19 protein-coding genes are annotated in these 23,534 nt (G+C 73.1%); 11 read left to right on the top strand and 8 right to left on the bottom strand.

The window, feature by feature from the left end; genetic code table 11:
• The first annotated feature begins 39 nt into the window (after positions 1–39).
• Genes ACZ38L_RS13380 through ACZ38L_RS13370 form a run of 3 tightly spaced genes read left to right on the top strand, consistent with a single transcriptional unit; the run spans position 40 to position 5,311 of the window.
• Positions 40–1,359 carry a carboxylate-amine ligase gene (locus ACZ38L_RS13380; protein ID WP_465692291.1) on the top strand — a complete coding sequence of 440 codons (1,320 nt, stop codon included), beginning with the start codon at positions 40–42 and terminating at the stop codon, positions 1,357–1,359.
• Entirely contained in the window at positions 1,347–3,131 is a 1,785-nt protein-coding gene (locus ACZ38L_RS13375; protein WP_465692290.1) for an N-acetylglutaminylglutamine amidotransferase, read from the top strand. Before ACZ38L_RS13380 ends, ACZ38L_RS13375 begins: the two co-directional genes overlap by 13 nt.
• Positions 3,132–3,145: 14 nt before the next feature.
• Positions 3,146–5,311, top strand: a complete 2,166-nt coding sequence (locus ACZ38L_RS13370; protein ID WP_465692288.1) for an alpha/beta fold hydrolase — start codon at positions 3,146–3,148, stop codon at positions 5,309–5,311.
• A 30-nt stretch (positions 5,312–5,341) separates the two neighbouring features.
• On the opposite strand, the gene ACZ38L_RS13365 is transcribed toward ACZ38L_RS13370, so the two are convergent.
• From ACZ38L_RS13365 to ACZ38L_RS13355, 3 genes are all read right to left on the bottom strand, one after another.
• Positions 5,342–5,878, bottom strand: coding sequence for a methyltransferase family protein (locus tag ACZ38L_RS13365; RefSeq protein WP_465692286.1), 537 nt, complete (start codon positions 5,876–5,878; stop codon positions 5,342–5,344).
• Positions 5,879–6,118: 240 nt separating this feature from the next.
• Positions 6,119–6,895, bottom strand: coding sequence for an NAD-dependent epimerase/dehydratase family protein (locus tag ACZ38L_RS13360; RefSeq protein ID WP_465692353.1), 777 nt, complete (start codon positions 6,893–6,895; stop codon positions 6,119–6,121).
• 310 nt (positions 6,896–7,205) lie between these two features.
• Positions 7,206–8,234 (bottom strand): saccharopine dehydrogenase family protein, encoded by a 1,029-nt coding sequence (locus ACZ38L_RS13355; RefSeq protein WP_465692284.1) that lies wholly within the window; start codon positions 8,232–8,234, stop codon positions 7,206–7,208.
• 111 nt (positions 8,235–8,345) lie between these two features.
• Here ACZ38L_RS13355 and ACZ38L_RS13350 point away from each other — a divergent pair, with 111 nt between their 5' ends.
• Positions 8,346–9,335, top strand: coding sequence for a helix-turn-helix domain-containing protein (locus ACZ38L_RS13350; protein WP_465692282.1), 990 nt, complete (start codon positions 8,346–8,348; stop codon positions 9,333–9,335).
• A 33-nt stretch (positions 9,336–9,368) separates the two neighbouring features.
• On the opposite strand, the gene ACZ38L_RS13345 is transcribed toward ACZ38L_RS13350, so the two are convergent.
• Entirely contained in the window at positions 9,369–9,848 is a 480-nt protein-coding gene (locus tag ACZ38L_RS13345) for a VOC family protein (protein WP_465692280.1), read from the bottom strand.
• Between the two features lie 95 nt (positions 9,849–9,943).
• On the opposite strand from ACZ38L_RS13345, the gene ACZ38L_RS13340 reads away from it, so the two are divergent.
• Both ACZ38L_RS13340 and ACZ38L_RS13335 read left to right on the top strand, forming a co-directional pair.
• Positions 9,944–11,812: an MFS transporter gene (locus ACZ38L_RS13340; RefSeq protein ID WP_465692278.1), complete on the top strand. Its 1,869-nt coding sequence runs from the start codon at positions 9,944–9,946 to the stop codon at positions 11,810–11,812.
• Positions 11,809–12,321, top strand: coding sequence for a MarR family winged helix-turn-helix transcriptional regulator (locus ACZ38L_RS13335; RefSeq protein ID WP_465692276.1), 513 nt, complete (start codon positions 11,809–11,811; stop codon positions 12,319–12,321). The genes ACZ38L_RS13340 and ACZ38L_RS13335 overlap by 4 nt, the downstream gene beginning before the upstream one ends.
• A 10-nt stretch (positions 12,322–12,331) precedes the next feature.
• Here the strand turns inward: ACZ38L_RS13335 and ACZ38L_RS13330 are convergent, their stop codons facing one another.
• Positions 12,332–12,898: an ArsR/SmtB family transcription factor gene (locus tag ACZ38L_RS13330; protein ID WP_465692274.1), complete on the bottom strand. Its 567-nt coding sequence runs from the start codon at positions 12,896–12,898 to the stop codon at positions 12,332–12,334.
• Positions 12,899–13,016: 118 nt separating this feature from the next.
• Between ACZ38L_RS13330 and ACZ38L_RS13325 the strand changes: the two genes are divergently transcribed.
• A complete protein-coding gene (locus ACZ38L_RS13325) occupies positions 13,017–13,976 on the top strand; it encodes a DUF2218 domain-containing protein (protein WP_465692272.1) in 960 nt (319 codons plus the stop codon).
• On the opposite strand, the gene ACZ38L_RS13320 is transcribed toward ACZ38L_RS13325, so the two are convergent.
• The gene (locus ACZ38L_RS13320; RefSeq protein ID WP_465692270.1) at positions 13,954–14,853 is read right to left on the bottom strand and encodes a DMT family transporter; all 900 of its coding nucleotides are present in this window, start codon (positions 14,851–14,853) and stop codon (positions 13,954–13,956) included. The two genes, ACZ38L_RS13325 and ACZ38L_RS13320, sit on opposite strands and share 23 nt — an antisense overlap.
• 97 nt (positions 14,854–14,950) lie before the next feature.
• Between ACZ38L_RS13320 and ACZ38L_RS13315 the strand changes: the two genes are divergently transcribed.
• Together ACZ38L_RS13315 and ACZ38L_RS13310 are read left to right on the top strand one after the other, a co-directional pair.
• Positions 14,951–15,832, top strand: a complete 882-nt coding sequence (locus tag ACZ38L_RS13315; RefSeq protein WP_465692268.1) for a LysR family transcriptional regulator — start codon at positions 14,951–14,953, stop codon at positions 15,830–15,832.
• Between the two features lie 70 nt (positions 15,833–15,902).
• Complete coding sequence (locus tag ACZ38L_RS13310) at positions 15,903–16,748, top strand: oxygenase MpaB family protein (RefSeq protein WP_465692266.1); 846 nt, start codon at positions 15,903–15,905, stop codon at positions 16,746–16,748.
• Positions 16,749–16,895: 147 nt separating this feature from the next.
• Here the strand turns inward: ACZ38L_RS13310 and hemA are convergent, their stop codons facing one another.
• The gene (hemA, locus tag ACZ38L_RS13305; RefSeq protein ID WP_465692264.1) at positions 16,896–18,128 is read right to left on the bottom strand and encodes a 5-aminolevulinate synthase; all 1,233 of its coding nucleotides are present in this window, start codon (positions 18,126–18,128) and stop codon (positions 16,896–16,898) included.
• A 375-nt stretch (positions 18,129–18,503) separates the two neighbouring features.
• On the opposite strand from hemA, the gene ACZ38L_RS13300 reads away from it, so the two are divergent.
• Positions 18,504–20,069: a class I adenylate-forming enzyme family protein gene (locus ACZ38L_RS13300; RefSeq protein ID WP_465692262.1), complete on the top strand. Its 1,566-nt coding sequence runs from the start codon at positions 18,504–18,506 to the stop codon at positions 20,067–20,069.
• Complete coding sequence (locus ACZ38L_RS13295; protein WP_465692260.1) at positions 20,066–21,601, top strand: long-chain-fatty-acid--CoA ligase; 1,536 nt, start codon at positions 20,066–20,068, stop codon at positions 21,599–21,601. The genes ACZ38L_RS13300 and ACZ38L_RS13295 overlap by 4 nt, the downstream gene beginning before the upstream one ends.
• A 60-nt stretch (positions 21,602–21,661) precedes the next feature.
• On the opposite strand, the gene ACZ38L_RS13290 is transcribed toward ACZ38L_RS13295, so the two are convergent.
• The gene (locus tag ACZ38L_RS13290) at positions 21,662–23,437 is read right to left on the bottom strand and encodes an MOSC domain-containing protein (protein ID WP_465692258.1); all 1,776 of its coding nucleotides are present in this window, start codon (positions 23,435–23,437) and stop codon (positions 21,662–21,664) included.
• Positions 23,438–23,534 lie beyond the last annotated feature (97 nt).

Raw genomic sequence — 23,534 nt, 5'->3', positions numbered from 1 at the left:
AGCAGCCGCCGTGTCGTCGAACCGGTTCGGAGGTGCCCGATGACCGTGTCGATGGGAGTCGAGGAGGAGTTCCACATCGTCGATGTGGAGAGCCGGATGCTGGTGGCACGGGCTCACGAGGTGCTGGACCGCCTGCCGGACCGCAGCTTCACCGCCGAGTTCCTGCAGTCGGCCGTCGAGTCCAACAGCGGTGTGCACGCCTCGCTGGACGCTCTCCACGCCGACCTGATCCAGTCCCGGCGGACCCTGTCCGACGCCACCTCCCCCCTGGGTCTGGCGGTCGTCGCGGCCGGCACCGCGCCAATGGCCCGGATGGGGTCGGTGGACGCCACGCCGGACCCCCGGTACCTGCACATGGCCGACGAGTACCGCGCGGTGGCCGACGAGCAGCTGATCTGCAGTGCGCAGTTCCACGTGGACGTGCCCGACCGCGACACGGCCGTGCACGCGATGTGCGTGGTCTCGCCCTGGCTGCCCACCCTGCTGGCGCTCTCCGCCAGCTCGCCCTTCTGGCTCGGCACGGACACGGGCTACGCGAGTTGGCGCACCCTGCTGTGGCAGCGCTGGCCCACCACCGGCCCGGTCGGCTGCTTCGACTCGGCGGCCGACTACGACGCGGCCGTGACGGGGCTGGTGCGCTCCGGAGTGATCAGTGACGCCGGGATGGTCTACTACGACATCCGGCCCTCCGCCCACCAGCAGACCCTGGAGCTGCGGGTCTGCGACGCCTGCCCCCGGGTGGAGACGGTGGTGATGATCGCCGGGCTGTTCCGCGCGCTGGTGGTCGACGCCTGCGAGGCCGTGCGGGGAACCGGCGGCTGTCAGCACGCCCGGCAGCAGTGGCTGCGCGCCATGACCTGGCGGGCCGCCCGGTCGGGGCTGGAGGGCGGCCTCGTCGACCCGGACACCGGGCTGGCCCGGCCGGCCCGGGCCGTGGTCTCGTCGCTGCTGGCGCGGCTGCGGCCGGCCCTGGAGGAGTTCGGCGACTGGGAGATCGTCTCGGAGCTGGCGGAGGAGACGCTGGGCCAGGGCGACGCCGCCCACCAGCTGCGGCGGATCATCGCCGACGGTGGCCTGACGGCGGCTGTCGACTTCCTGATCGCCGGTACCCGCGCGCCGCGCGCGGGTACCGATCCCCGCGCGCGGTCCGGCCGGAAAGCCCTCTCCGCCCGCTACCGGCAGCACCAGGCCGCCCGGCTCGCGGCCCACGGATCGGGCGCTCCGCCGCACGGTACGGGCAGGACGACGGCCGCGGACGGATCGGGGTTCGCGGGCGGCTGCGACCCGGCGGCGGCCACCGTCCTCCCGCCGGCCCCGCGCCACCGCTCGAACGGGGGTGAGGCGGCATGTGCGGGCTGAGCGGGGAGATCCGCTTCGACGGCGGGCGCCCGGACCTGGCGGCCGTGGAGCGCATGACCGACCGGCTGGCGGCCCGCGGGCCGGACGGCCGGGGGCTGTGGTCGCAGGGCGCCGTGGCGCTCGGCCACCGGCGCTTGAAGATCATCGATCTGTCGCAACGCGGCGCCCAGCCGATGACCGACTCCGAGAGCCGGCTCACCGGCGTCTTCAACGGCTGCGTCTACAACTACCGGGAGCTGCGGAACGAGCTGGAGGACCTCGGCCACCGCTTCTTCTCCACCTCCGACACCGAGGTGCTGCTCAAGGCGTACCGGCAGTGGGGCACGGCGTGCGTCGACCGCCTGTTCGGCATGTTCGCCTTCGCCGTGGCCGAGCTGGACACCGGCCGGCTGGTGCTCGCCCGTGACCGGCTCGGGATCAAGCCCCTCTACCTGGCGCAGCGGGCGGGCCGGCTGCGCTTCGCCTCCTCGCTGCCCGCCCTGCTCGCGGGCGGCGGGGTGGACACCTCCCTCGACCCGGCCGCACTGCACCAGTACCTGACCCTGCACGGCACGGTGGCGGCACCGCGCACCGTGCTCGCCGGGGTGCGCAAGCTCCCGCCGGCCACCGTGCGGGTCGTGGAGCCGAGCGGCGGCCAGCACGACCGGTGCTACTGGCAGCCCTCCTACAGCCGTCACCCCGAGCACGCGGGCATGGACGCCGCCGCCTGGCGGGAGGCCGTGCTCGACGCGCTGCGCACCGCCGTCCGGCGCCGTACGGTGGCGGACGTGCCGCTGGGCGTGCTGCTCTCCGGTGGTCTGGACTCCAGCCTGATCGTGGCGCTGCTCGCCGAAGCGGGCCAGCACGACCAGACCACCTTCAGTGTCGGGTTCGAGGCGGAGCGCGGGGAGCAGGGCGACGAGTTCAGGTACTCGGACCTGGTGGCCAGGGAGTTCGCCACCGATCACCACCAGATCATGGTCCCCTCCGACCGGCTGCAGACCGCCGTGGACCGGGCGGTGGCGGCCATGAGCGAGCCGATGGTCAGCCACGACGTGGTCGCCTTCCACCTGCTGGCGGAACAGGTCTCCAAACACGTCAGCGTCGTGCAGAGCGGGCAGGGTGCCGACGAGATCTTCGCCGGGTACCGCTGGCATCCCGCGCTGGCGGCCGTGCCGCGCGAGCGGGAGCCCGAGACCTTCGCCCGGGTGTTCTTCGACCGGTCGCACGCCGATCTTGGCCGGATCCTCCAGCCGGATCTGCTGGCGGACCACGACGCCTCCAGCGACCTGGTCCGCGCGCACATGGCGCCCGCGGGAGCCGAGACCGCCCTTGACGCGGCCATGCGGCTGGACACCCACGTCCTGATGATCGACGATCCGGTCAAGCGGGTCGACAACATGACCATGGACTGGGGTCTGGAGGCACGCGTGCCGTTCCTGGACCACGAGCTGGTCGAGCTGGCCGCCGCCTGCCCGCCCGAGCTCAAGCTCGCCCACGGGGGCAAGGGGGTCCTCAGGGACGCCGCCCGCAAGCTGCTGCCACGCGAGGTGATCGACCGTCCCAAGGGCTACTTCCCCGTACCGGCGATCCGCCGGATGGCTCCGCCGGTGCTCGACCGGGTCCAGCAGGCCCTGTCGGCCCCCGAGGCCCGGTCCCGGGGGATCTTCCGGGAGGCCTACCTGGCCGAGCTGCTGGCCGCACCGGACACCCACCGGACGGCGCGCGGGGCGAACGCGCTATGGCAGGTGGCCCTGCTGGAGATGTGGCTGCAGTCCCACGGGATCGGCTGAGCGGGGGACGGACCATGGTGGACCAGCGGGCGGATCCCGTGGCCTCGGCGCAGGCGGCCCCCCTGGCCGAGCCCCTCCCGGAGGCCCACGCCACCCCGGACGCGCACAGCCAGGTGAGCGCCCACGGCTGCTGGTACCCCTCGGCGGACCCCACCGGCGGGCGGGTGGCCTTCATCTGCAACCGCGGCGGCGTACCGCAGCTGTGGACGGGATCGGCCGACGGCGACGACGTGCACCTCCTGGACACCGGGCTCGACCCGGTCATCGAGGTCTCCTGGTCCCCGGACGGCCGCTGGATCGCCTACACCACCGCCCCCGGCGGCGGCGAACACACGCGAGTGCTCTGCGTCCGGCCGGACGGCAGCGACCGCCGGGTGCTGGCCGGCGCCGTGGCGGGCAGCACCGCCTACCTCGGCCGCTGGACCCGCGACGGTTCGGCCCTGGCCATCACCGCCACCGATCCGCCGGCCGGCTTCCCCTTCACGGAGCACGGCGGCGCCGGCCCTCCCACGCCGCACCAGGAGGCGCCCCCGAGCGAGTGGACCAGCCGCGACGGGCGCTCGGTGCCGCTCGGTGGCGCCCACCACGGTGAGGTCGGGACGCTGTTCTCGGACGCCGGAGCGCCGGGCCCGGCGGAGGCGTCGGCAGCGCTGCGCCCGCCGAGGCCGGCCCCCTACGAACCCGCTCCCGAGCCCCATCTCACGGGCGGGGGCCTGGCCGCGTACCTGGCCGATCCGGCCGGTGTGCGGCCTCCCGAACTCATCGCCACCGAACCGGCGGGCGCCACGCTGCGGGTGTGCGACACCACCCCGGACGGCCGGTTGGTCCTGCTGCTGCGAGGACCGCGCGGCGGGCGTGAGGCCGTGGTACTGCGGACCACCAGCCGTGAGACGGCGTGCACGGTGCCGGTGGCCGACGGCGATCCCTGGATCGGCCGGTTCTCGCCCGACGGCCGGACGCTTTACCTGCGCAGCGACGCCGACCGCGAGTTCGCGGCTCTGGTCACCGCCGAGCTCGGACCGGACGGCGCCTGCCTGCGCCGTCTGGTGACCGCACAACGCGACGACGCCGACCTGGAGTTGCTCTCGGTCCAGGACGACGGCCGGAGCGCCGTCCTGGCGTGGAACGTGCACGGCCGCAGCGAGTTGGAGACCATCACCCTGCCCGCCCCGCCCTGGGCCGGCGACGGCGGACGGCCGTCGCCCGAACTCCCCCCGCGTCCACTGCCCCTGGCGCACGAGGTGGTGACCCGGATCAGCCCGGCCGGCCCTCGGGGACTGGCGCTGGCCGTGTCCGGTTCCGTCCGCCGACCCGGCGTCTGGCACGCGGCCGACGGCGCGTCACCGCTGCGCACCCCGTGGTCCTCGCGCGACGAGGACGCCGTCGCACCCGGCCGCCCGCCGGTGCGCCCCGAGCACCTGCGCCTGCGGGCCCGCGACGGGCTGGCGCTGGCCGGCTGGTACTACCGCGCCTCCGACCGTGACCCCGACCACCGGGCTCCCTGCGTCGTCCATCTGCACGGCGGGCCCGAGCAGCAGGAACGACCGGTGTTCGATCCGCTCTACCACGAACTGCTCGGCCGCGGCCTGGACGTCTTCGCACCCGACGTACGCGGTTCGCTGGGCGCGGGCCGCTCCTTCGTGAACGCCGATCTCGGACCCGGACGGTTCGCGGCGATCGACGACGTCGCGGACTGCGCGACGCACCTGATCACCCGCGGACTCGCCGACTCCCGGCGGCTGGCCGTGATGGGGCACTCCTACGGCGGCTACCTCACGCTGGCCTCGCTGGTCTGGCATCCGGAGCTGTTCCGCACCGGTGTCTCGGTGTGCGGCATGTCGGACTTCCTGACGTTCTTCGCCGGCACCGAGCCGTGGATCGCGCGCTCGGCCGCGGCCAAGTACGGCCATCCCGAGCGCGACCGGGATCTGTTGCACGCGCTGTCCCCGATGAGCCGGATCGACGCGCTCCGGGTACCGCTGCTGGCCGTCCACGGCGAGCACGACACCAACGTCCCGCCGGGCGAGTCCGAGCAGATGGTCCGGGCGGCCCGCCAACGGGGGATCCCCGCCGAACTGCTGATCCTGCCCAACGAGGGCCACGAGTTCAGGCGCACCCGTAGCCGGGTCCTGTTCCGCCGCACCGCGGCCTCCTGGATCGAACGCCACCTCGCCGGCTGAACTCCGCCGGGCCGACTGGGCCTCGGGTCCTCACCAGACGCCGGGGATCAGGCGGTGGGTGCGGGCGGCGTAGCCGGTGTAGGCCGCACCGAGGGCCTGGGCGAGGACTCGCTCCTCGACCCGGATCCGGTAGCCGACGGCGAGGCCCAGTGCGCCCATCACCACGGCGAAGGAGGCGGCGTTGCCGAAGGAGAGCGTGGTGGCCGTGGCGGCGAGCAGGGCGCCGCTGTAGGCCGGGTGCCGCAGCCGGCGGTACGGGCCCCGGTCGACCACCTGGTGGCCCTCCTGGACGTGGACCGTGCCCCGGAAGAACCTGCCGAGGGTGTGGATCGACCACAGGCGCAGCGCGATCCCGGCCCAGGTGAGCACCAGCAGCGCCGACAGTGCCCAGCCCACCGGGAAGGAGAGCCCGGGCAGCGCGCGGGCCGCCGGGCCGGCCAGTGTCAGGCTGCCACCGGACAGCACGGCGATGGCGAGCAGGGTCCGCCACTCGGTCCGCGAGGTCCGGCCACTGCGCCGGAACTGCCTCACCTGTAGCCATACTTCGGCCGCCACCCAGAGTGCCATAGTGACGGTGTAGGCCCACCGTACCGATTCCACCACGACGTTCCCCTCTCCCGCTGCCCGTGTGGGTGCCACGAACGTCTCACCCTGGGCGGGTGAAGCGGCTCAACTCCACGGTGGAGAGGGATGGTTCAACTCCCGGGTGGAGACTGGGTGGAGAGCCGGGTGGAGGGCGCGGACCCGACCGGGCCGTCCACCCGGGCGCGCACACCTGAGCCCCTCAGGCCGTCGGTCCGCCGCGGCCTACGGGCGGGCCTGGGTGAAGGCGCCGCCGAGGTAGCGGTGCTCCGGGTCGTCCTCGGCCAACTCGCCGTGCTCGGCGAGCAGGGCGGGGGCGAAGACCTCGGCGTCGTCCTGCGGCCGGTAGCCGAGCGCGCGGGCCGGGGCGAGGTCCCACCAGCCACGGGTGTTGTCCGAGACGCCGTACACCACGGTGTGCCGGTGGCCGTCGAGCCGGGCGGTCAGCGCGGCGTGCACCAGTCGGCCGCAGTCGTCCGGGCTGAGCCAGGTGGCGAGCTGGCGGACGGTGGACGGCTCGGGGTAGCAGGAGCCGATCCGCAGCGAGACGGTCTCGACGCCGTGCCGGTCCGCGTAGAGCGAGGCCAGGTCCTCGCCGAAGCACTTGGACAGGCCGTAGTAGGTGTCCGGGCGGTGCGGGGTGTCGACGCCCACCGGACCGCCTCCGGGCGGGCGTTCGGTGAAGCCCACCGCGTGGTTGCTGCTGGCCAGGACGACCCGGCGCACCCCGGCCGCGCGAGCCGCTTCGTAGAGGTGGTAGCTGCCGGTGATGTTGGCCGCCAGGATCTCCGGAAACGGCGCCTCCACCGGGATCCCGGCGAGGTGCACGATCCCGTCCACCCCGCGGGCCGCCGCGGTCAGCGCCTCCAGGTCGGCGAGGTCGGCGGTGACCGCCGCCGGCTCGTCGGGCACCGGGACACGGTCGAGGAGGCGCAGACGGTAACCGTGCCGCGGCAGTTCGGCGCGCAGGATGGCGCCGACCCCGCCGGCGGCACCGGTCATCAGCAGCTCCGGCACGGCGACCGACTCCACTCACGCTCGCGAACAGGACCGACTCGAACCGGGCCGACGCTACTCCGCGAACCCCCTTGCCACCAGCGTTCTTGACGGTCGATTCGGCAACCGCATTGCGACCAACGGGTTCATCCGTGAATCCGTCACCAGACAGCGGTGGCAGCCGGGTTCGGCACGTTCCCAGCCGCTGGCCCGGTCCGACCCTTGATCCGGACACCACCTGGGGCCCGAAGAGCACCCGGCACGCCTGCTTCGCCGACTTCTCGATCCCCACCGGCCTCCAGCATTGAGCGGCCCGTCACGCGTGCGGTTCCAGGGTGACGTGCGGGGACAGCGCGCGGAGGAAGTCGGGCGCGTCGAAGACCTCCCCCGCGGAGGCGACGCCGGCCGTCCTGGTCCGTCCCGTGAGGATGCGGTCGACCGCTTCCACCGCGAGTGGCGCGGTGACGGCGTAGATGTCCTGACCACTCGCCACGGCGCGCCGTTCGGTGTCTCCCGAGCGCACGACGACGTCGACGAGGAAGGTCTGCGCGGACCGCCCGTGCGCGTCGACCGCGGCCGGTGCCGGGGTGTCGGGGGACGACACCTCCCTGGCCGCTTCGACCGTCATGTAGGTGCGCACTTCGGGGATGGACAGGTGGCTGGGAATGGTGACGACGTCGGCCATCGTGAACTCCCCGATGACGGTCCGGGGGCCCATCGGGCCGGGAAAGTGCCACCGAAGGGTCGGCGGGTCGTCGTGGCGGTGCTCCAGCCGCCCGTTGGTGTACACGACGCGTCCACCGCCCCGCCGCCGCCGGGAGACCGCGCCGGCCGCTCGCGTTCCGGCGGTGGGGTGCCAACTGCTCAGCCCGTACGCGACGTGGGCTTCGTCGGCCGCCGTCCAGTCGCCCATCGCCGCGGTGGCCAACAGGTCACCGAGGCCGCCGTAGAAGGCCATCGCCGGGAGGACCACCACTCCTGCGGCGCCAGCGCGGTCGGCGAAGTGCGTGAAGGTGTCGGCGTTGGCCTCGATCTCGGCCGCCACGTCCACGTACGGGATCCCGGCGCGCAGGGCCGCCTCGATGACGGGGGCGGCCGTCGTGGCGAACGGCCCGGCACAGTTGATCACGGCCGACGCGCCGGCCAGTGCGCGGTCGAGCGAGGCCGGTTCGTCGACCGACGCCGGGCGGGCGTCGAATCCGGACCCGGACGCCAGTGCGCGCAATTTGTCGGCGTCGCGGCCGGTGAGGACCGGGACGAACCCGCGCTCCCGCAACCGCGTCACCACGAAGCGTCCGGTGTGCCCGTAAGCGCCGAACACCGCCACCGTGAGTCCCGACCCCATGGGTTCTCCCCCGTACTCGAATTGATCCGCCGCGATCCGTCACGGACATCCTGGCGAGGGCGGCGTCCTGCCGCGAGTGTCCGGAACGCCATGCCCCGTACAATTCCGGACATGGCCACTGTCGCCCTGACCGTCACCGACGGGATGCTGCACTTCGAACTGTCCCTGGCGTGCGAGGTCTTCGGCTCCGCCCCGGCGGGCGTGACGGGCCTCTGGTACGACCTCGCCCTCTGCGGGCCGGGCGCCGTGCGGGTCGGCCGATTCCAACTGGAGCCCGACCACGGCCTCGACCGGCTCCCGCACGCCGACACCGTGATCGTCCCCGGCTGGGCCGACGTCGACCAGGACCCACCCGCCGACCTGGTCGACGCGGTCCGCGCGGCCCACGAGGCAGGCGCACGCGTGGTCTCCCTCTGCACCGGCGCGTTCGTGCTGGCCGCCGCCGGCCTGCTGGACGGAGGACGCGCGACCACGCACTGGGCGCACACCCGGGCCCTGGCCGACCGCTACCCCCGGGTGACGGTCGACCCGGACGTCCTCTACGTGGACAACGGCAGCGTGCTCACCTCCGCCGGCAAAGCCGCCGCCATGGACCTGTGCCTGCACCTCGTCCGCCTCGACCACGGCTCGGCGATCGCCAACACGCTCGCCCGCCGCCTGGTCGTGCCGCCGCACCGGGACGGCGGCCAGGCCCAGTTCGTGACCACCCCGGTCCCCGCACCGGACAACCACCCGCTCGCCGAACTCCTCCCCTGGGTGATCGCACGGCTGGACCGGCCACTGACCGTGGAGGACCTGGCCCGCCGGGCCCGGATGAGCTCGCGCAACCTGGGCCGCCACTTCAGGTCCGTGACCGGCACCACCCCGCTGCAATGGCTGCTCACCCAACGGATCCGCCGCGCCCAGGAGTTGCTGGAGACCACCGGCGACAGCATCGACACCATCGCGGCGGCCACCGGCATGGGCACCGCCACCACGCTGCGCCGGCACTTCAACCGCACGGTCGGCGTGCCTCCGGACACCTACCGCCGCACCTTCCGCTCGCGGACCCGTCCCGACCCGAGCACCGGCGGACAACACCACCGGCGCCCTGGGTCTTGAGGACCGGGAAGGCCGGAGCGCCCAGCCGCACACCTACGCCTTCCCCGGTTGGCCCCACAACCTGCGCACGGTCTCGAAGACCTTCTGGTTGTGCGAGATCTCGACCACGTTCCCGTCCGGGTCCCGCAGGGCGCAGACATAGCCGACCCACTCGGAGACGTCCTGCGGCTCCCAGTGCAGGCAGCCCAGTTCCCTCGCCCGCTCGGCGATCCGGTCGACCTCGGCGCGGCTGGGCACCTCGATGCCCAGGTGCGCGAAGGGGGCCAGCAGGCCGAGCCGCTTGCCGCTGTCCCGGTCGAAGGCCACCAGCACCAGTACGAACGGTGTCTCGTACTGGCCGGGGTTCGACAACCACGCGCTGCTGCCGTCGGCGTCCGCGAAACGGGAGACCACCACGAGCGGCGTGAGCGCGGTGTAGAAGTCGATCGCACGGTCCAGATCACCGACCGGCAGCGCGATGTGCGTCCAGCGGGCCTGCGGCAGCGAGCCGTCCGTTCGCAGCGAGTTGTCCATTCGCTATACATCGCACGGCGGGACCGTCGGCGCCAAGGGAGCGTCCCGGCGCGCCGTGCGCCCCTTGTGCCTCCCGAGCGCCTATTGAAAACCCGATGATCCGACTATCGTTAGCTGACGAGACCTATCGAAGCACTCCGGACGGCGGCGACCCAGCCGAGCACTCTCCAGGAGGCAGCGTGACCACCAGAGCCGCAACCGGCGGCAGCACCGGACGCGCGGGGACCTCGCGGTGGACCACCGACCCCGAGCACCCCCACTACAAGTGGGTGGCGCTCTCCAACACCACCCTCGGTACGCTGATCGCGACCATCAACGCCTCGATCGTGCTGATCTCGCTGCCCGCCATCTTCAACGGCGTCGGCCTGGACCCGCTGCAGCCCGGCAACGTCAGCTACCTGCTGTGGATGCTGATGGGATACATGCTGGTCACGGCCGTCCTGGTGGTCACCCTCGGGCGGCTGGGCGACATCCACGGCCGGGTGCGGATCTACAACGCCGGCTTCCTGGTCTTCACCGTCACCTCGGTGGCCCTCTCGCTCGACCCGCTGCACGGCGGGCCCGGCGCGCTGTGGCTGATCGGCTGGCGGGTGGTCCAGGCGGTCGGCGGCTCGATGCTGATGGCCAACTCGGCGGCGATCATCACCGACGCGTTCCCGGCCGACCGGCGCGGCATGGCGCTGGGCGTGAACATCGTGGCCGGCATCGCCGGCTCGTTCGTCGGCCTGGTGCTGGGCGGGCTGCTCGCCGAGTGGGACTGGCGGTCGATCTTCTGGGTCAACGTGCCGATCGGCATCCTCGGCACGGTCTGGGCGTACCGGTCGCTGCACGACACCGGGGTCCGCCGGCCGGCCCGGATCGACTGGTGGGGCAACGTCACGTTCGCGTTCGGCCTGACCGCGCTGCTGGCCGCGATCACCTACGGCATCCAGCCGTACGGCGGCCACACCATGGGCTGGACCAACCCCTGGGTGCTGACCGGGCTGATCGGCGGCGTGGCGCTGCTGGTGGCGTTCTGCCTGGTCGAATCCCGGGTCGCCGAGCCGATGTTCCCGCTGGCCCTGTTCCGCGACCCGGTCTTCGCCGGCGGGAACGCGGCCACCCTGTTGGGCTCGGTCGCCCGCGGTGGTCTGCAGTTCATGCTGATCATCTGGCTGCAGGGCATCTGGCTGCCGCTGCACGGCTACGACTACGCCGACACCCCGCTCTGGGCCGGCATCTACCTGGTCCCGCTGACCTTCGGCTTCCTCGCCGCCGGACCGATCTCCGGCTACCTGTCGGACCGGGCCGGGGCCCGGCTGTTCGCCGCCGGCGGGTTGGTGGTGATGGCCGTCTCCTTCGCGGGGCTGCTGGTGCTGCCGACCGACTTCGGCTACCCGTGGTTCGCGTTCCTGGTGTTCCTCAACGGTCTCGGCGGTGGCCTGTTCGCCGCGCCCAACACCTCGCTGATCATGTCGAGCGTGCCGGCCGGGGCCCGCGGCGCCGCCTCCGGCATGCGGGCCACCTTCCAGAACGCCGGCATGGTGCTGTCGATCGGCGTCTTCTTCTCGCTGATGGTGGCCGGGCTGGCCGGGTCGCTGCCGCACACGCTCAGCTCCGGGCTCACCGCGCAGGGCGTGCCGGCCGGTGACGCGCACACCATCGCGTCGCTACCGCCGGTGGGCACGCTCTTCGCCGCGTTCCTCGGCTACAACCCGATCCAGCAGTTGCTGGGCCCGCACGTGCTCGGGCAGCTGCCGGCGGCCAACGCACGGACGCTGACCGGCCGGCAGTTCTTCCCGCAGCTGATCTCCGGGCCGTTCCACGACGGCCTGGTGGTGGTGTTCTGGCTGGCGATCGCGATGTCGCTGGTCGCCGCGGCCGCCTCGCTGGTGCGCGACCGGCCCACCACGGGTCGTCCGCGGGCCGGCCGCTCGGGGACCGGGCGCCCGCGGCCGAGCCGGGAGGGGCGTGGCGGATCATGAGCGCGGTCGAGGGCGGCGGCACCGGGGCCGAGGCCCGCGGCGGCCTCTCCTCGGACGCCGTCGTCCGGCTCCGCCTGGTGATCGCCCGGCTCAACCGGCAGATGGCCCAGGCCTCCAGCGGGAAGGACCTGACCTTCGCCCAGCTCTCCGCGCTGGCCCGGATCGAGCAGCACGGGCCACTGCGACTGGGCGAACTCGCCGCCCGGGAACGGGTGGCCGTGCCGTCCATGATCCGCACGATCGGTCCGCTGACCGCCGACGGGCTGATCGCCAAGACCCCCGACCCGCTGGACGGCCGCTCCCAGCTGCTGGAACTCAGCCCGGCGGGCCTGGAGGCCATCACCCGGATCCGCCGCGAGCGCTCCGAGCTGCTGGCCCACCGCAGCGGGCGGCTCACGCCGGAGCAGTGCCGGGAGCTGGAGGCGGCCATTCCGCTGCTGGAGCTCCTGCTGGACGAGCCCGAACCCGGCTGCCCCGCCCCCGGAGGCCCGGGCACCACGGCTGGCTGACGCCTCGCCGTCAGCCCTCGGCACCAGGCTCCTCCGGATCCGACTCCTCGGGGGACAGGTTCGGGATGTCGGCCCGGTACAGGCTGACCAACAAGCCGTAGGCCTCGCCCCGGGAGCTGTCGGTCGGGTACGGCTCGGCGGCCTGCTCCCGCAGCCGCGCGGCCAGCGTCTCGGCCTCGTCCGGAGTGAGCCAGAGGTGGCGCAGCACGGTGTGCCCGGTCCGGCTGGGCAGCATCTCGGCCAGGGCCGCGTTGATCAGGAACTCGCCGCCGACCTCGGCGTCGTCGGCCAGCTTGAAGCCGCGGCTGACCAGCGCGAAGTACTGCTCGGTGCCACCGCGCACCTGCCGGGTCCCGGCCAGCCGGACCAGGCCGGCCTCGCGCAGGACGCGCACGTGGTAGCCGATCGTCCCCTTGGTCATCCCGAGCACGGCGGTCAGCTGGCGCAGCGTCGCGGGCCGCTGGCGCAGGACGTTCACCATGCGGTGGCGCACGGGGTGCCCGAGCGCCTTGAACTGCTCCGGCGAGCGCAACACCAGCGGCGGCTCGGCGTCGTCCTCGGTTCGTCCGTCTTCCATACCCGGAAGTGTCTACGGATGTCGATCCTTTGACAAGCAAAGCGCCCGGGGGCAGAATCCGGTCCAAAAGCGTTGAGAAACTTCGCCGCTTGGCGAGTCGCCTCTCGTGGATCCGCAGATGAAGGAGTTCGCGTTGCCCGTCTCCACCGCTCAGGTCGCCATCGATCGCCCCGCCCGCTACCTGAAGCAGCTCGTCTCACACCTCGGCCACAGGGCCGACACCGCACTCGCCGGTGACGGCCGGGGGACGATCACGCTCGGCGGCGGGACCTGCGTGCTCACCTCCGCCCACGGCCGGCTGGACCTGCTCGCCACGGCCACCGACCTCGACGCCCTGACCCGGGTCCAGGACGTGGTGACCCGCCACCTGGTCCGCTTCGCCGCCGACCAGGCGCTCGAGGTCGACTGGACCCCCGCGGTCGCCGGCGAATCCCTGCGGATCACCGACCCGGTCGTCAGCGACTACCTGCTCACCCACTGCACGCCCGCCGACGAGCTGCTGCACGACCTGGTCGTCCGGACCCGGGAGGCCACCGACGCGTCGGGGATGCAGGTCGCGCCCGACGAGGGCGCCTTCCTGACCATGCTGGTCCAGCTGGTCGGCGCCCGCCGGGCCGTCGAGGTCGGCGTGTTCACCGGCTACTCCTCGATCTGCATCGCCCGCGGCCTGCCCGCGGACGGCCGGCTGCTCGCCTGCGACGTCAGCGAGGAGTGGACCTCGATCGCCCGGGAGTACTGGGAGCGGGCGGGCGTGGCCGACCGGATCGAGCTGAAGATCGGCCCGGCCGTCGAGACCCTGCGCGCGCTCCCCGCCGAGCCGGAGATCGACATCGCCTTCATCGACGCGGACAAGGTCGGCTACCCGCTCTACTACGAGGAGATCGTCCCGCGCCTACGCCCCGGCGGCCTGGTCGTGCTGGACAACGTCTTCCTCGGCGGCCGCGTCCTCGATCCCGCCTACCGGGAGGAGCACCACCTGGCGATGCGCCGCCTCAACGACTTCATCGCCGCCGACGACCGGGTCGACGCGGTGATGCTCCCCGTCCGCGACGGCGTCACGCTGGCCCGGAAGCGCTGACCCGGGGCGGGGTACGGATCAGGGTGACGGCGGCGATCACCAGGAGACCGCCGAGCGCGGTGTTCCAATCGACCGGCTCGGCGAGCAACAGGGCACCCAGGGCCGTGGACCAGAGCGGAATGACGTACGTGACGGCGGAGGCGACGGTGGTGCCCGCCGTGCGAACCAGCCGCAGGTTGAGGACGTACGCGACGCCGGTTCCCAGGCCGCCCAGCACCAGCAGCGCCACCGCCGCCCGGACACCGGGCCAGTGCGGCGCGCCGCCCTCCAGCGCTGCCGGCCCGGCCAGTTCGACCGTCGCGCAGCAGATCTGCAGGGCGGCCAGGGCGGTGCTGCTGTCTGCCAGCCCGGAGAGGTGGCGCCGAGTGCGGACGAACCCGGCGCCGTAGCAGGCGGTCGCGCCCAGGCAGGCCAGGCTGCCGGCCAGCCGCCCGGCGCCGAGACCGTGCCAGACGCCGAGCACGGTCAGCACCCCGGCGAAGCCGAGCGCGAGCCCGGCCAGCCGGCGCGGCCCCGGGCGCTCGTCCCGGGCCGCGACCAGCGAGAAGAGCAGGGTGAAGAGCGGGGTGGTGGCGTTCCAGACCCCGGCCAGCACCGAGCTGACCCGGGTCTCCCCGGCGGAGAAGAGCACGAACGGCACCGCGTTGAGCAGCGCGGCCACCAGCGCCGAGTGCGCCCAGGTGCGCGGGGAGCGCGGCAGCCGTTCGCCCCGCAGCAGGAGAATCGTCAGCAGCACCGCCGCGCCCAGCGCGCAGCGCCACAGGGCCACCCAGACCGGCGGCACCCCGGCGTCCAGCGCCACCTTGATCAGCGCGAAACTGCCACCCCAGATCACCGAAAGGGCCACGAAACCCGGCCACCAGCGCACCCCGAACACCTGTCCCTCCTCGTCCTCAGCCGTCCTGGACACACGATGCCGAGCCGGTCGATCATGAGTCCAACAAGTGGTGTGTTCCGGATGATGAGGGTTGCTCATGGCCACAGGCGTCAACCTGGCCCAGCTGCGGGCGCTGACCGCCGTCGCCGACACCGGCGGATTCGGCTCCGCCGCACAGGAGTTGGGCATCAGTCAGTCGGCCGTCTCGCATGCCGTCGCCGCACTGGAACGGGCCGTCGGTGGGCCCGTGCTGCACCGCACCGGCCCGGTTCGGCCCACCTCGCTGGGCGCCGAGCTGCTCCCGCACGCCCGATCCGCGACGGCCGCCGCGGACTCCGTCGAGACCATCGTGGCGCGGCACCGCGGCGGCCCGGCCGGCACGGTCCGGCTGGCCGCGCCGACCACCGTCTGCCAGGGGCTGCTGCCCGAGCTGCTGCGGGAGTGGGAGGGCGCCCATCCCCGGCTCCGGGTGCGGATCTTCGAGGGCGACGACGAGGAGCTCGCCACCTGGCTGGGGGCCGGCGTGGTGGACGTCGCCGTGCTGATCGACCCCGATTCGGCACCCGCCGGCTCGCTCCTGCTCGCCCGGGACGCCCTGCACGCGCTGCTGCGCGCCGACCACCCGCTGGCCGGTCAGCCCTCGCTCGACGTCCGGGAGCTCGACGACGACCCGTTCCTGCTCTCCGAGGGCGGTTGCGAGCGACTGGTCCGCGAGGCGTACCGCCGGGTCGGCGCACGCTTCACCCCGCGGCACCGGATCCGCGAACTCGGCACGCTGCTCAGCATGGTGCACGCGGGCCTCGGGGTCTCGATGATGCCGGCGCTCGCCCACGGGATGCTTCCGGCGGGCTGCGTGCTGGTGCCGGTCCGGCCGGAGGTGCGGCGCCGGCTGGTGCTCACCGGCCCCGCGGACCGGCCCTGGCACCCGGCGGTCGCCGCGTTGGTGGAGACGGCGCGGGCGGTGCTGCCCGCGCCCTGACGCACCTCCGCCCCTCTTCCGGCCGACCTCGACGACCGGCCCGACTTCGGAAGTCAGTAGGATCACCCGAATGTCACAGGCGCGAACGAGAACGGTGGAAGCCCCGACGGCCACGGGTCTCCTCGACGCCGGCGTCAACGTGTTCGCCCTGGCCGTCGCGGTGGCGAACGTGATCATGCAACTCGCACGCCTGCCGATCGCCTACGGAGTGATCGAGAGCAAGGTCGAGCACGGCCGGATAGACCGCCATCCGTTCAAGCGGATGCGCACCACGCTGAGCTACCTCATGATCGCGCTGTTCGGCACCGACGCGGAGCGCGCCGTGATGCGTCGCGAGGTCAACCGGTCCCACCGCCGGGTGCGTTCGGACGCCGACAGCCCCGTCGACTACACCGCCTTCGACCGCGAACTCCAACTCTGGGTCGCCGCCTGCCTCTTCTGGGGTCTGGAGGACTTCCACCAGCGGATGCACGGCCCCCAGCCGGCCGAAGCCCGGGAGGCCCTGTACCGGGCCGGCGCGCGGCTCGGCACCACCCTGCAGGTCACCGAGAGCATGTGGCCCACCGACCGGGCCGCGTTCGAGGAGTACTGGAACGCCTCACTGGAAGGGCTGACGATGGACGACACCAGCCGCGCGTTCCTGCACCGGCTGGCGGGCCTGGCCTTCCTCCCCGCTCCCCTGCGCCTGCCACTGGGGTCCTTCCACCGCTTCCTCACCACCGGCTTCCTGCCGCCGCGCTTCCGCGAGGAACTGCGCCTCCCGTGGAGCGACCGCCACCAGCGGGCCTTCGACGCCTACGTCACCACCACCGCCCGCGTCTCCCGGGCCCTCCCCCGTCCGGTCCGCCAGTTCCCGTGGAACCTCATCCTCCGGGACGCCCGTCGCCGCATCCGGCAGGGACGCCCCATCGTCTGACCGCGCCCGGCGCCGGCCGACTCCGGCCGGCACGGCGACCAACTCCGCCCAGGCGGAGCCTCGACCCGCCGGTGACGGGCCGGGCCGGACTCCCCGCACCGCCCCGGCCCGCGGACCCACCCGGCCACCGGGCTTCGAAGCGCCTCGCTACCGGCCGGCGACCGGGCGCCGGCAGCGGGGCAGCGCGACCTCGTCCCAGATCCCGTCCAGCGCCCGGACGAAGCCCCGTACCTCGTCGGCGCTGTGCACCGCCCCGGGGGCGATCCGCAGGATCTCCTCCCCGACCCGCACGCTCGGCGCGTTGATCGCCTGGACGTAGCAGCCGTGGCGCTCCAGCAGGAGGCCGGAGATCTCCTTGCACACGCTCTCGTCCCCGACGAGCACGGAGACGATGTGGGAGCGGTCGGACAGGAAGGGGATGCCCCGCTCCGTCAGCAACGTGTGCGTCAGCCGCGCGTTCGCCCACAGTCGCTGCCGCTCCCGGTCCGACGTCCGCAGGTGCCGGACCGCCGCGAGCGCGCCGGCCACCACCGCCGGCGGCAGCGCCGTGGTGAAGATGAAGGGGCGGGACAGGCTCCGCACCGCGTCCACCACCGCGGCCGGACCGGCGATGTAGCCCCCGACGGTACCGAACCCCTTGGCCAGCGTGCCCATGACGACGGTGAACTCGTCCGCCAGTCCGAGGCTGGCCGCGATGCCGGCCCCCTGCGGTCCGTACATGCCGACCGCGTGCACCTCGTCGAGGAAGGTCATCGCCCCGTGGCGCTTGGCTATGTCGGCGATCTGCGCCAGGGGGGCGATGTCGCCCGCCATCGAGTAGACGGACTCCATCACGATCAGTTTCGGACGGTCGGGGTCGGCGGCGGAGATCAGTTCCTCGAGATGGGCCGGGTCGTTGTGGCGGAAGATGCGCTTCTCCGCGCCACTGTGCCGCAGTCCGTCGATGATGGACGCGTGGTTCGACTCGTCCGACAGGACGAGGCAGCCGTCCATACGGGCGGGCAGGACGGACAGCGCGCCGTCGTTCGCGGTGTACCCGGAGGTGAAGAGCAGCGCGTCCTCCTTGCCGTGCAGATCGGCCAACTCCTGTTCCAGCAGGACGTGGTAGCCGTTGGTGCCGGCGATGTTCCGGGAACCGCCCGCCCCGGCCCCGAGCTCGTCGAGGGCCTGTCGCACCGCCGCCATCACCAGGGGGTGCTGGCCCATGCCCAGATAGTCGTTGCTGCACCAGACCCTGATGTCGCGAACCGCGCCGTCCCGCTCGTGCCGCGCCATCGGAAAATTCCCGGCCTGCCGGGCGATCTCGAGGAATTCTCGTTTCCCGACCGCCTGCTCCGGTTTCTGCGCGTCGTGCGGGAAGAAATCCCGGTAATGGGTCATGACGTCTACTCGCTCTCTCGGAACCGTCACGGAACGGGGCTCGCCCCCAAGGTCGGCGACACGCACCGGAGCTCGGTCGCGCGACACGTCGCATCGCCTGCGCCTGCCCGATCCGCAGCGGCGGGCAGGCGGACACCGCCCGGTCGGCGCGGCACGGCCCGCCCGGCCCGCGACGGGAGCCGGATTCCTTCGGCTTCCCGACATCATCCCCGGGCGGCATATCATTTCGATGGCGTAGCCCGCGACATTGCCCCGGAACCAGGAGTTCCGCCGGGCCGTGGGAAATGCTCCGGCGGATGTTCCGCAAAGCCGGTCGAAATGCCCGGCCCCGGTGCTATGCTCGCCGAAATCGCACCCACCTGACGGGAATTTCGCATGTCCGCGAGTGACACCTACGTCAACCAGGTTCTCCAGGTGCTTTCCACCGAGCCCAAGAAGATCGTGCTGTCCTGGCGGGGCACCGCGGTCACCGCGGCGGAGCTCACCGCCGGCGTCCGATCGGCCGCCGACGTCCTGCGCCGGCGGCACGGCGAGGACGGCCTCGACGGCGGCGCGGGCGCGGTCGTCGCCGTGCTCACCGTGACCAACTCCCCCGCGACGCTGATCCTGCGGTACGCGGCGAACCTGACCGGGGCCACGGTGGTCCACCTGCACACCACCAACGCGGTGGACCCGGGCGACCGGCTGACCAGGAACGCCGAGCTGCGCATCCTGACGGACACCCATGCGACCGTGCTGGCCGTGGACGCGGAGCACCTGGCGGCGGCCCGGGAGCTGCGCGACCTGCTGCCGAACCCCCCGGTGCTGGCCGCGCTCGGCGACCTCGGCCCCGACGTCCTCGACCTGAGCGCCGGCGACGAGGCCGCGTTCGACCCGACCGCCGTGGACGTCCCACCGGACCGGGCCGCCGTGGTGACCTACACCAGTGGCACCACGGGTCAGCCCAAGGGCATCGCGGTCGACTTCCGCACGCGCAACGGCTTCATCGCCGCCGGTCTGCAGATGAAGTGGCGCTCGGTCTACCTGGCCACCCTTCCGATGAGCCATTCCAGCGGCGCGACGGCCGACGACTCGCTGGCCTCCGGCGGCAGCGTGGTGCTCCACGACGGCTTCGAGGCCGGCGAGGTCCTGCGAGCCCTACGGGAGCAACGCGTCTCCCGGCTGCTGGTCTCCCCGCCACAGCTCTACCAGCTCCTGGACCACCCGGACCTGGCCGCCACCGACCTGTCGGCCCTCACGATGCTGTGCTACACCGGCTGCCCGGCCTCGCCGGAGCGGCTGGGCGAGGCGGTCAAGGTCTTCGGCCCCGCTCTCGTCCAGGTCTACGGCAGCAGCGAGGCCGGCGCGATCAGCATGCTGACGCCCGCCGAGCACCTGGAGGCCGACCTCCGGACCACCGTCGGGCGGCCGCTGGCCGGCGAGGTGCGCATCCGTGATCCGCGCGACCACCACGACCTGCCCGTGGGCGAGGTGGGTGAGGTCTGCGTCCGCTCGCCGTTCGCGATGCGCGAGTACCTGAACGACCCCGAACTCACCGCTCGGACCGTCCGGGACGGCTGGGTCCACACCGGCGACCTCGGCCGCCTCGACGAGCACGGCTACCTCCGACTGCACGGCCGGATGTCCGACGTGATCAAGACCAACGGGATCAAGGTCTATCCGACCGCGGTCGAGAACGTCCTGCTGTCCCACCCGGACGTGGTCCAGGCGGCCGTGTTCGGCGTCCCGGACGCGGACCGCGTCGAACACCTGCACGCCGCCGTCGTCCTGCGTGCCGGGGGCGACGCCTCGTCGGCGGACCTGCGCGAGCACGTCGCCGCCGAGCTCTCCCCCAAGCAGGCCCCGGCCGTCATCGACCTCCGCACGCGGTTGCCGCTCACCGGCACCGGCAAGCCGGACCGGGCCCGGCTGGTCTCGGACACCACTCGTGGTCGGCCATGACCGTGTCCCTGGCCACCGTCCTGGCCGAGTCCGCACACCGCCGGCCGGACCACGCGGCCCTGGTCCTCGACGGCCGGCGGATCACCTACCACGAACTGTGGCGCGACGCGCGGCGCTACGCGGCGGTGCTGCGCGGGCACGGGCTCGGTCCCGGCGCCAGGATCGCCCTGCTGCTGCCCAACACCGCGCACTTCCCGCTGGCCTACTTCGGGGTGCTGGCGCTGGGCGCCGTGGCCGTGCCGGTCAACCCCCTCCTGCGCGCGGAGGAGATCGCCCACGTCCTGCGCGACAGCGCGGCGGCGGCGCTGATCTGCGCCGCCACGGAGCTCGGCGAGGGCGCCGAGGCGGCCGACGCCACCGGGACGCCCCTGTTCACGGTGGCGGTGGAGCGGGAGGGCGGTGCGCCGCGCCTGGACGTGCTGGCCGGGCGGGCCGAGCCGATCCCCGCGGAGGTCCAGCGCGAACCCGGTGACCTCGCGGTGGTGCTCTACACCTCCGGCACCACCGGAAGGCCCAAGGGCGCCATGCTCACCCACCGCAACCTGGTGACGAACGTCGCGACCACGATGCTCTCGCCGTTCGCCTTCCAGGCCGGCGACGTCCTGCTCGGCTGCCTGCCGCTGTCCCACACCTTCGGCCAGATCTGCGGGATGAGCACCTGCTTCCGGGCCGGCGCCACCCTGGTGCTGATGCCGAGGTTCGACGGCCCGCGGGCGCTGGACCTGATGGTGCGGGAGCGGTGCACGCTGATGATGGGGGTGCCGACCATGTACCTCGCGCTGCTCGCCGCCGCCCGGAGCGACCCGCGGCGGCCACCGCTCAACCGGGTGTTCTCCGGCGGGGCCGCGCTGCCGGTGGCGGTCCTGGAGGAGATCCGGGCGACCTTCGGCTGCCCGGTCTACGAGGGCTACGGCCTGACCGAGACCTCACCGGTGGTGGCCTACAACCAGCCGGCCTGGCCGACCAGACCGGGAACCGTGGGCCGGCCGATCCGGGGCGTCGACGTCGCGATCGCCAGGGCCGAGGTCGAGGGCCGCATCGAACTGCTGCCGGCCGGCGAGGTCGGCGAGGTCGTCATCCGCGGCCACAACGTGATGGCCGGGTACCTGAACCGGCCGGAGGCGACCGCCGAGGTGATCGTCGACGGCTGGTTCCGTTCCGGCGACCTCGGACGCCTGGACACCGACGGGTACCTGTCCATCGTCGACCGCAAGAAGGATCTGATACTGCGCAGCGGCTACAACGTCTACCCGCGCGAAGTGGAGGAGGTGCTGACGCGCCACCCGGCGATCGCCCAGGTCGCGGTGGTCGGTCTGCCGCACGAGCGGCACGGCCAGGAGGTGTGCGCCTTCGTGCTGGTCCGCCCCGGCATCCGCGCGGACGCCGCCCTGGCCGAGGAGATCGTCACCTGGGCCAGGACGCGTCTGGCGGCCTACAAGTACCCGCGCCGCGTGGAGTTCCCCCTCGCCTTCCCGCTCGGCCCCGGTGGAAAGGTCCTCAAACGGGAACTGCTCTCCCGATCCGGCCACTGACCCCCGCCGGCCCCGTTCACCGGCGCCGGGGAGCGCGCGTGCGAGGTCCCGGCGCGCGGTTCACAGGTCCAGGACGAGGTCGGCCGGTGGCTGTGAGCAGCAGATGAGGGCGTTCCCCTCGGCCGGTGCCTCGATCGGTTCCGGTGAGTAGTCGACGCGGCCCTGGAGCACGGCGGTCTCGCAGGTGTGGCAGACACCGGTGCGGCAGGACCACCGGGTGGGGACGTCGCAGGCCTCGGCGAGTTCGAGCAGTGTCCGGTACCCGGGGTACCACGGCACGGTCAGGCCGCTGCGGGCGAACGAGACGGTCGGCCCCGGCTGTCCCCCCGGTGGGTGGGCGGGAAGGTGCGGGGCGCGTGCGGTCGCGGGCAGCACGCCGGGGGTGATGGCGGACAGTGCGCCGAAGGTCTCGGTGTGGATCCGGCTGGGATCGATCCCACCGGCGACCAGGGCGGCGGACACGTCCCGCATGAACGCGGTGGGCCCGCAGATGTAGGCGTCCGCGTCCCGGGGAAGGCCGAGGTCGCGCAGCTGCTGGTCGGAGATCCGCCCGCCCGCCGTGTAGTCGGTGCCCGGGCGGTCACCGGCGCGCGGCCTGCTGTACGAGACGTGGGCGTGGCCGGCGGGCAGTTCGGCCAGGAGGGTCCGCGTCTCCTCGGCGAAGGGATGGCTGTCGCCGTCCCGTGCTCCGTGCACCCACCACACCTGACGCCGGGACCGCGCGTCGGCGAGGGCGTGCAGCATGGCCAGGACCGGGGTGGCACCGACACCGGCGGACAGCAGCAGGACCGGGGAGTCACCGGCCGCGAGGATGAACGTGCCCCGTGGCGCCGCGACGTCCAGGACGTCGCCCACCGTCACGTGCCGGCGCAGGTAGCCGCTGGCGGCGCCGTGCGGCTCCTGCTTCACGCTGATCCGGTACTCGGCGGCGCCCGGTCGACCCGACAGCGAGTAGCTGCGGATCAAGGCGGGACCGTCCGCCTCCGGTCGCAGCCGCAGCGTGAGGAACTGTCCCGGAAGTGCCGCCGGAAGCGGGAGGCCGTCGGTCGAGGCCAGGGCCAGCGAGAAGATGTCGCGGCTCTCCGGGGTGACGCGGGCGACCCTGAGCGGGCGGAACCCCGGCCAGGCCGGTGGCGGGCTGTTCGCGGCCGGGGTCAGGCCGGTGTTCCCGGCAGCCGCGCCGAGCCCGCGGAGGTCGTTGTCGAGCAGGGTCCGCAGCGAGGCCTGCCAACCGGGGCTCAGCGCGGGAATGCGCAGCGCACGCTCGAGTTGGGGGCGGCGGTGGCCGGGCAGGTAGAGCAGGGCGTCCATCTCCACGACGGTCATCCCTTCCGGCCCCGAGGCGATCTTCACGATCTCGTCCCCGGCCTCCACCCGGCCTTCGGTGAGCACGCGCAGGTAGAAGCCCGGGCGGCGGTGGGACACCAGCAGGGCGGCCATCCGGGGCTCTTCCATCCGCAGGCCCACGCGGTAGCACGTCACGCGGGGCTGGGTGACCTCGAAGACCGCACTCCCGATCCGGTAGCGGTCCCCGATGCACACCTCGTCGTCGGGCAGCCCGTCCACGGTGAAGTTCTCGCCGAACTGGCCGAACATGAAGTCGTCCCGCTTCAGCTCCCGCTGCCAGTAGCGGTAGGAGTCGATCTGGTACACCAGCACGGCACGCTGCTCGCCGCCGTGCCCGGCCAGGTCGCCCTGGCCGTCGCCTTCCAGATTGAGCCGCCGAACCGTCCTGGGGCCGGTGACGGGCTGCTTCCAGATCCCGGTACGCGTGATCCGGCCGTGCCAGGAGACGTCCTTGGGCAGACCGACGTTGACCGCGAGCAGAGTGGCCATGTCACACCTCCGTCCATGGTCCCACCGGACGCGGGTGCCCGCCACGGCGGCGATGTCGCCCGAACTGACCCTGCGGGAAGTGCCTTTCACGGGGGTG

The organism is Kitasatospora sp. NPDC024654 (genome assembly GCF_055559155.1).
Note: the sequence above shows the minus strand (reverse complement) of the source record. Positions and strands in the feature narration are given on the sequence as shown.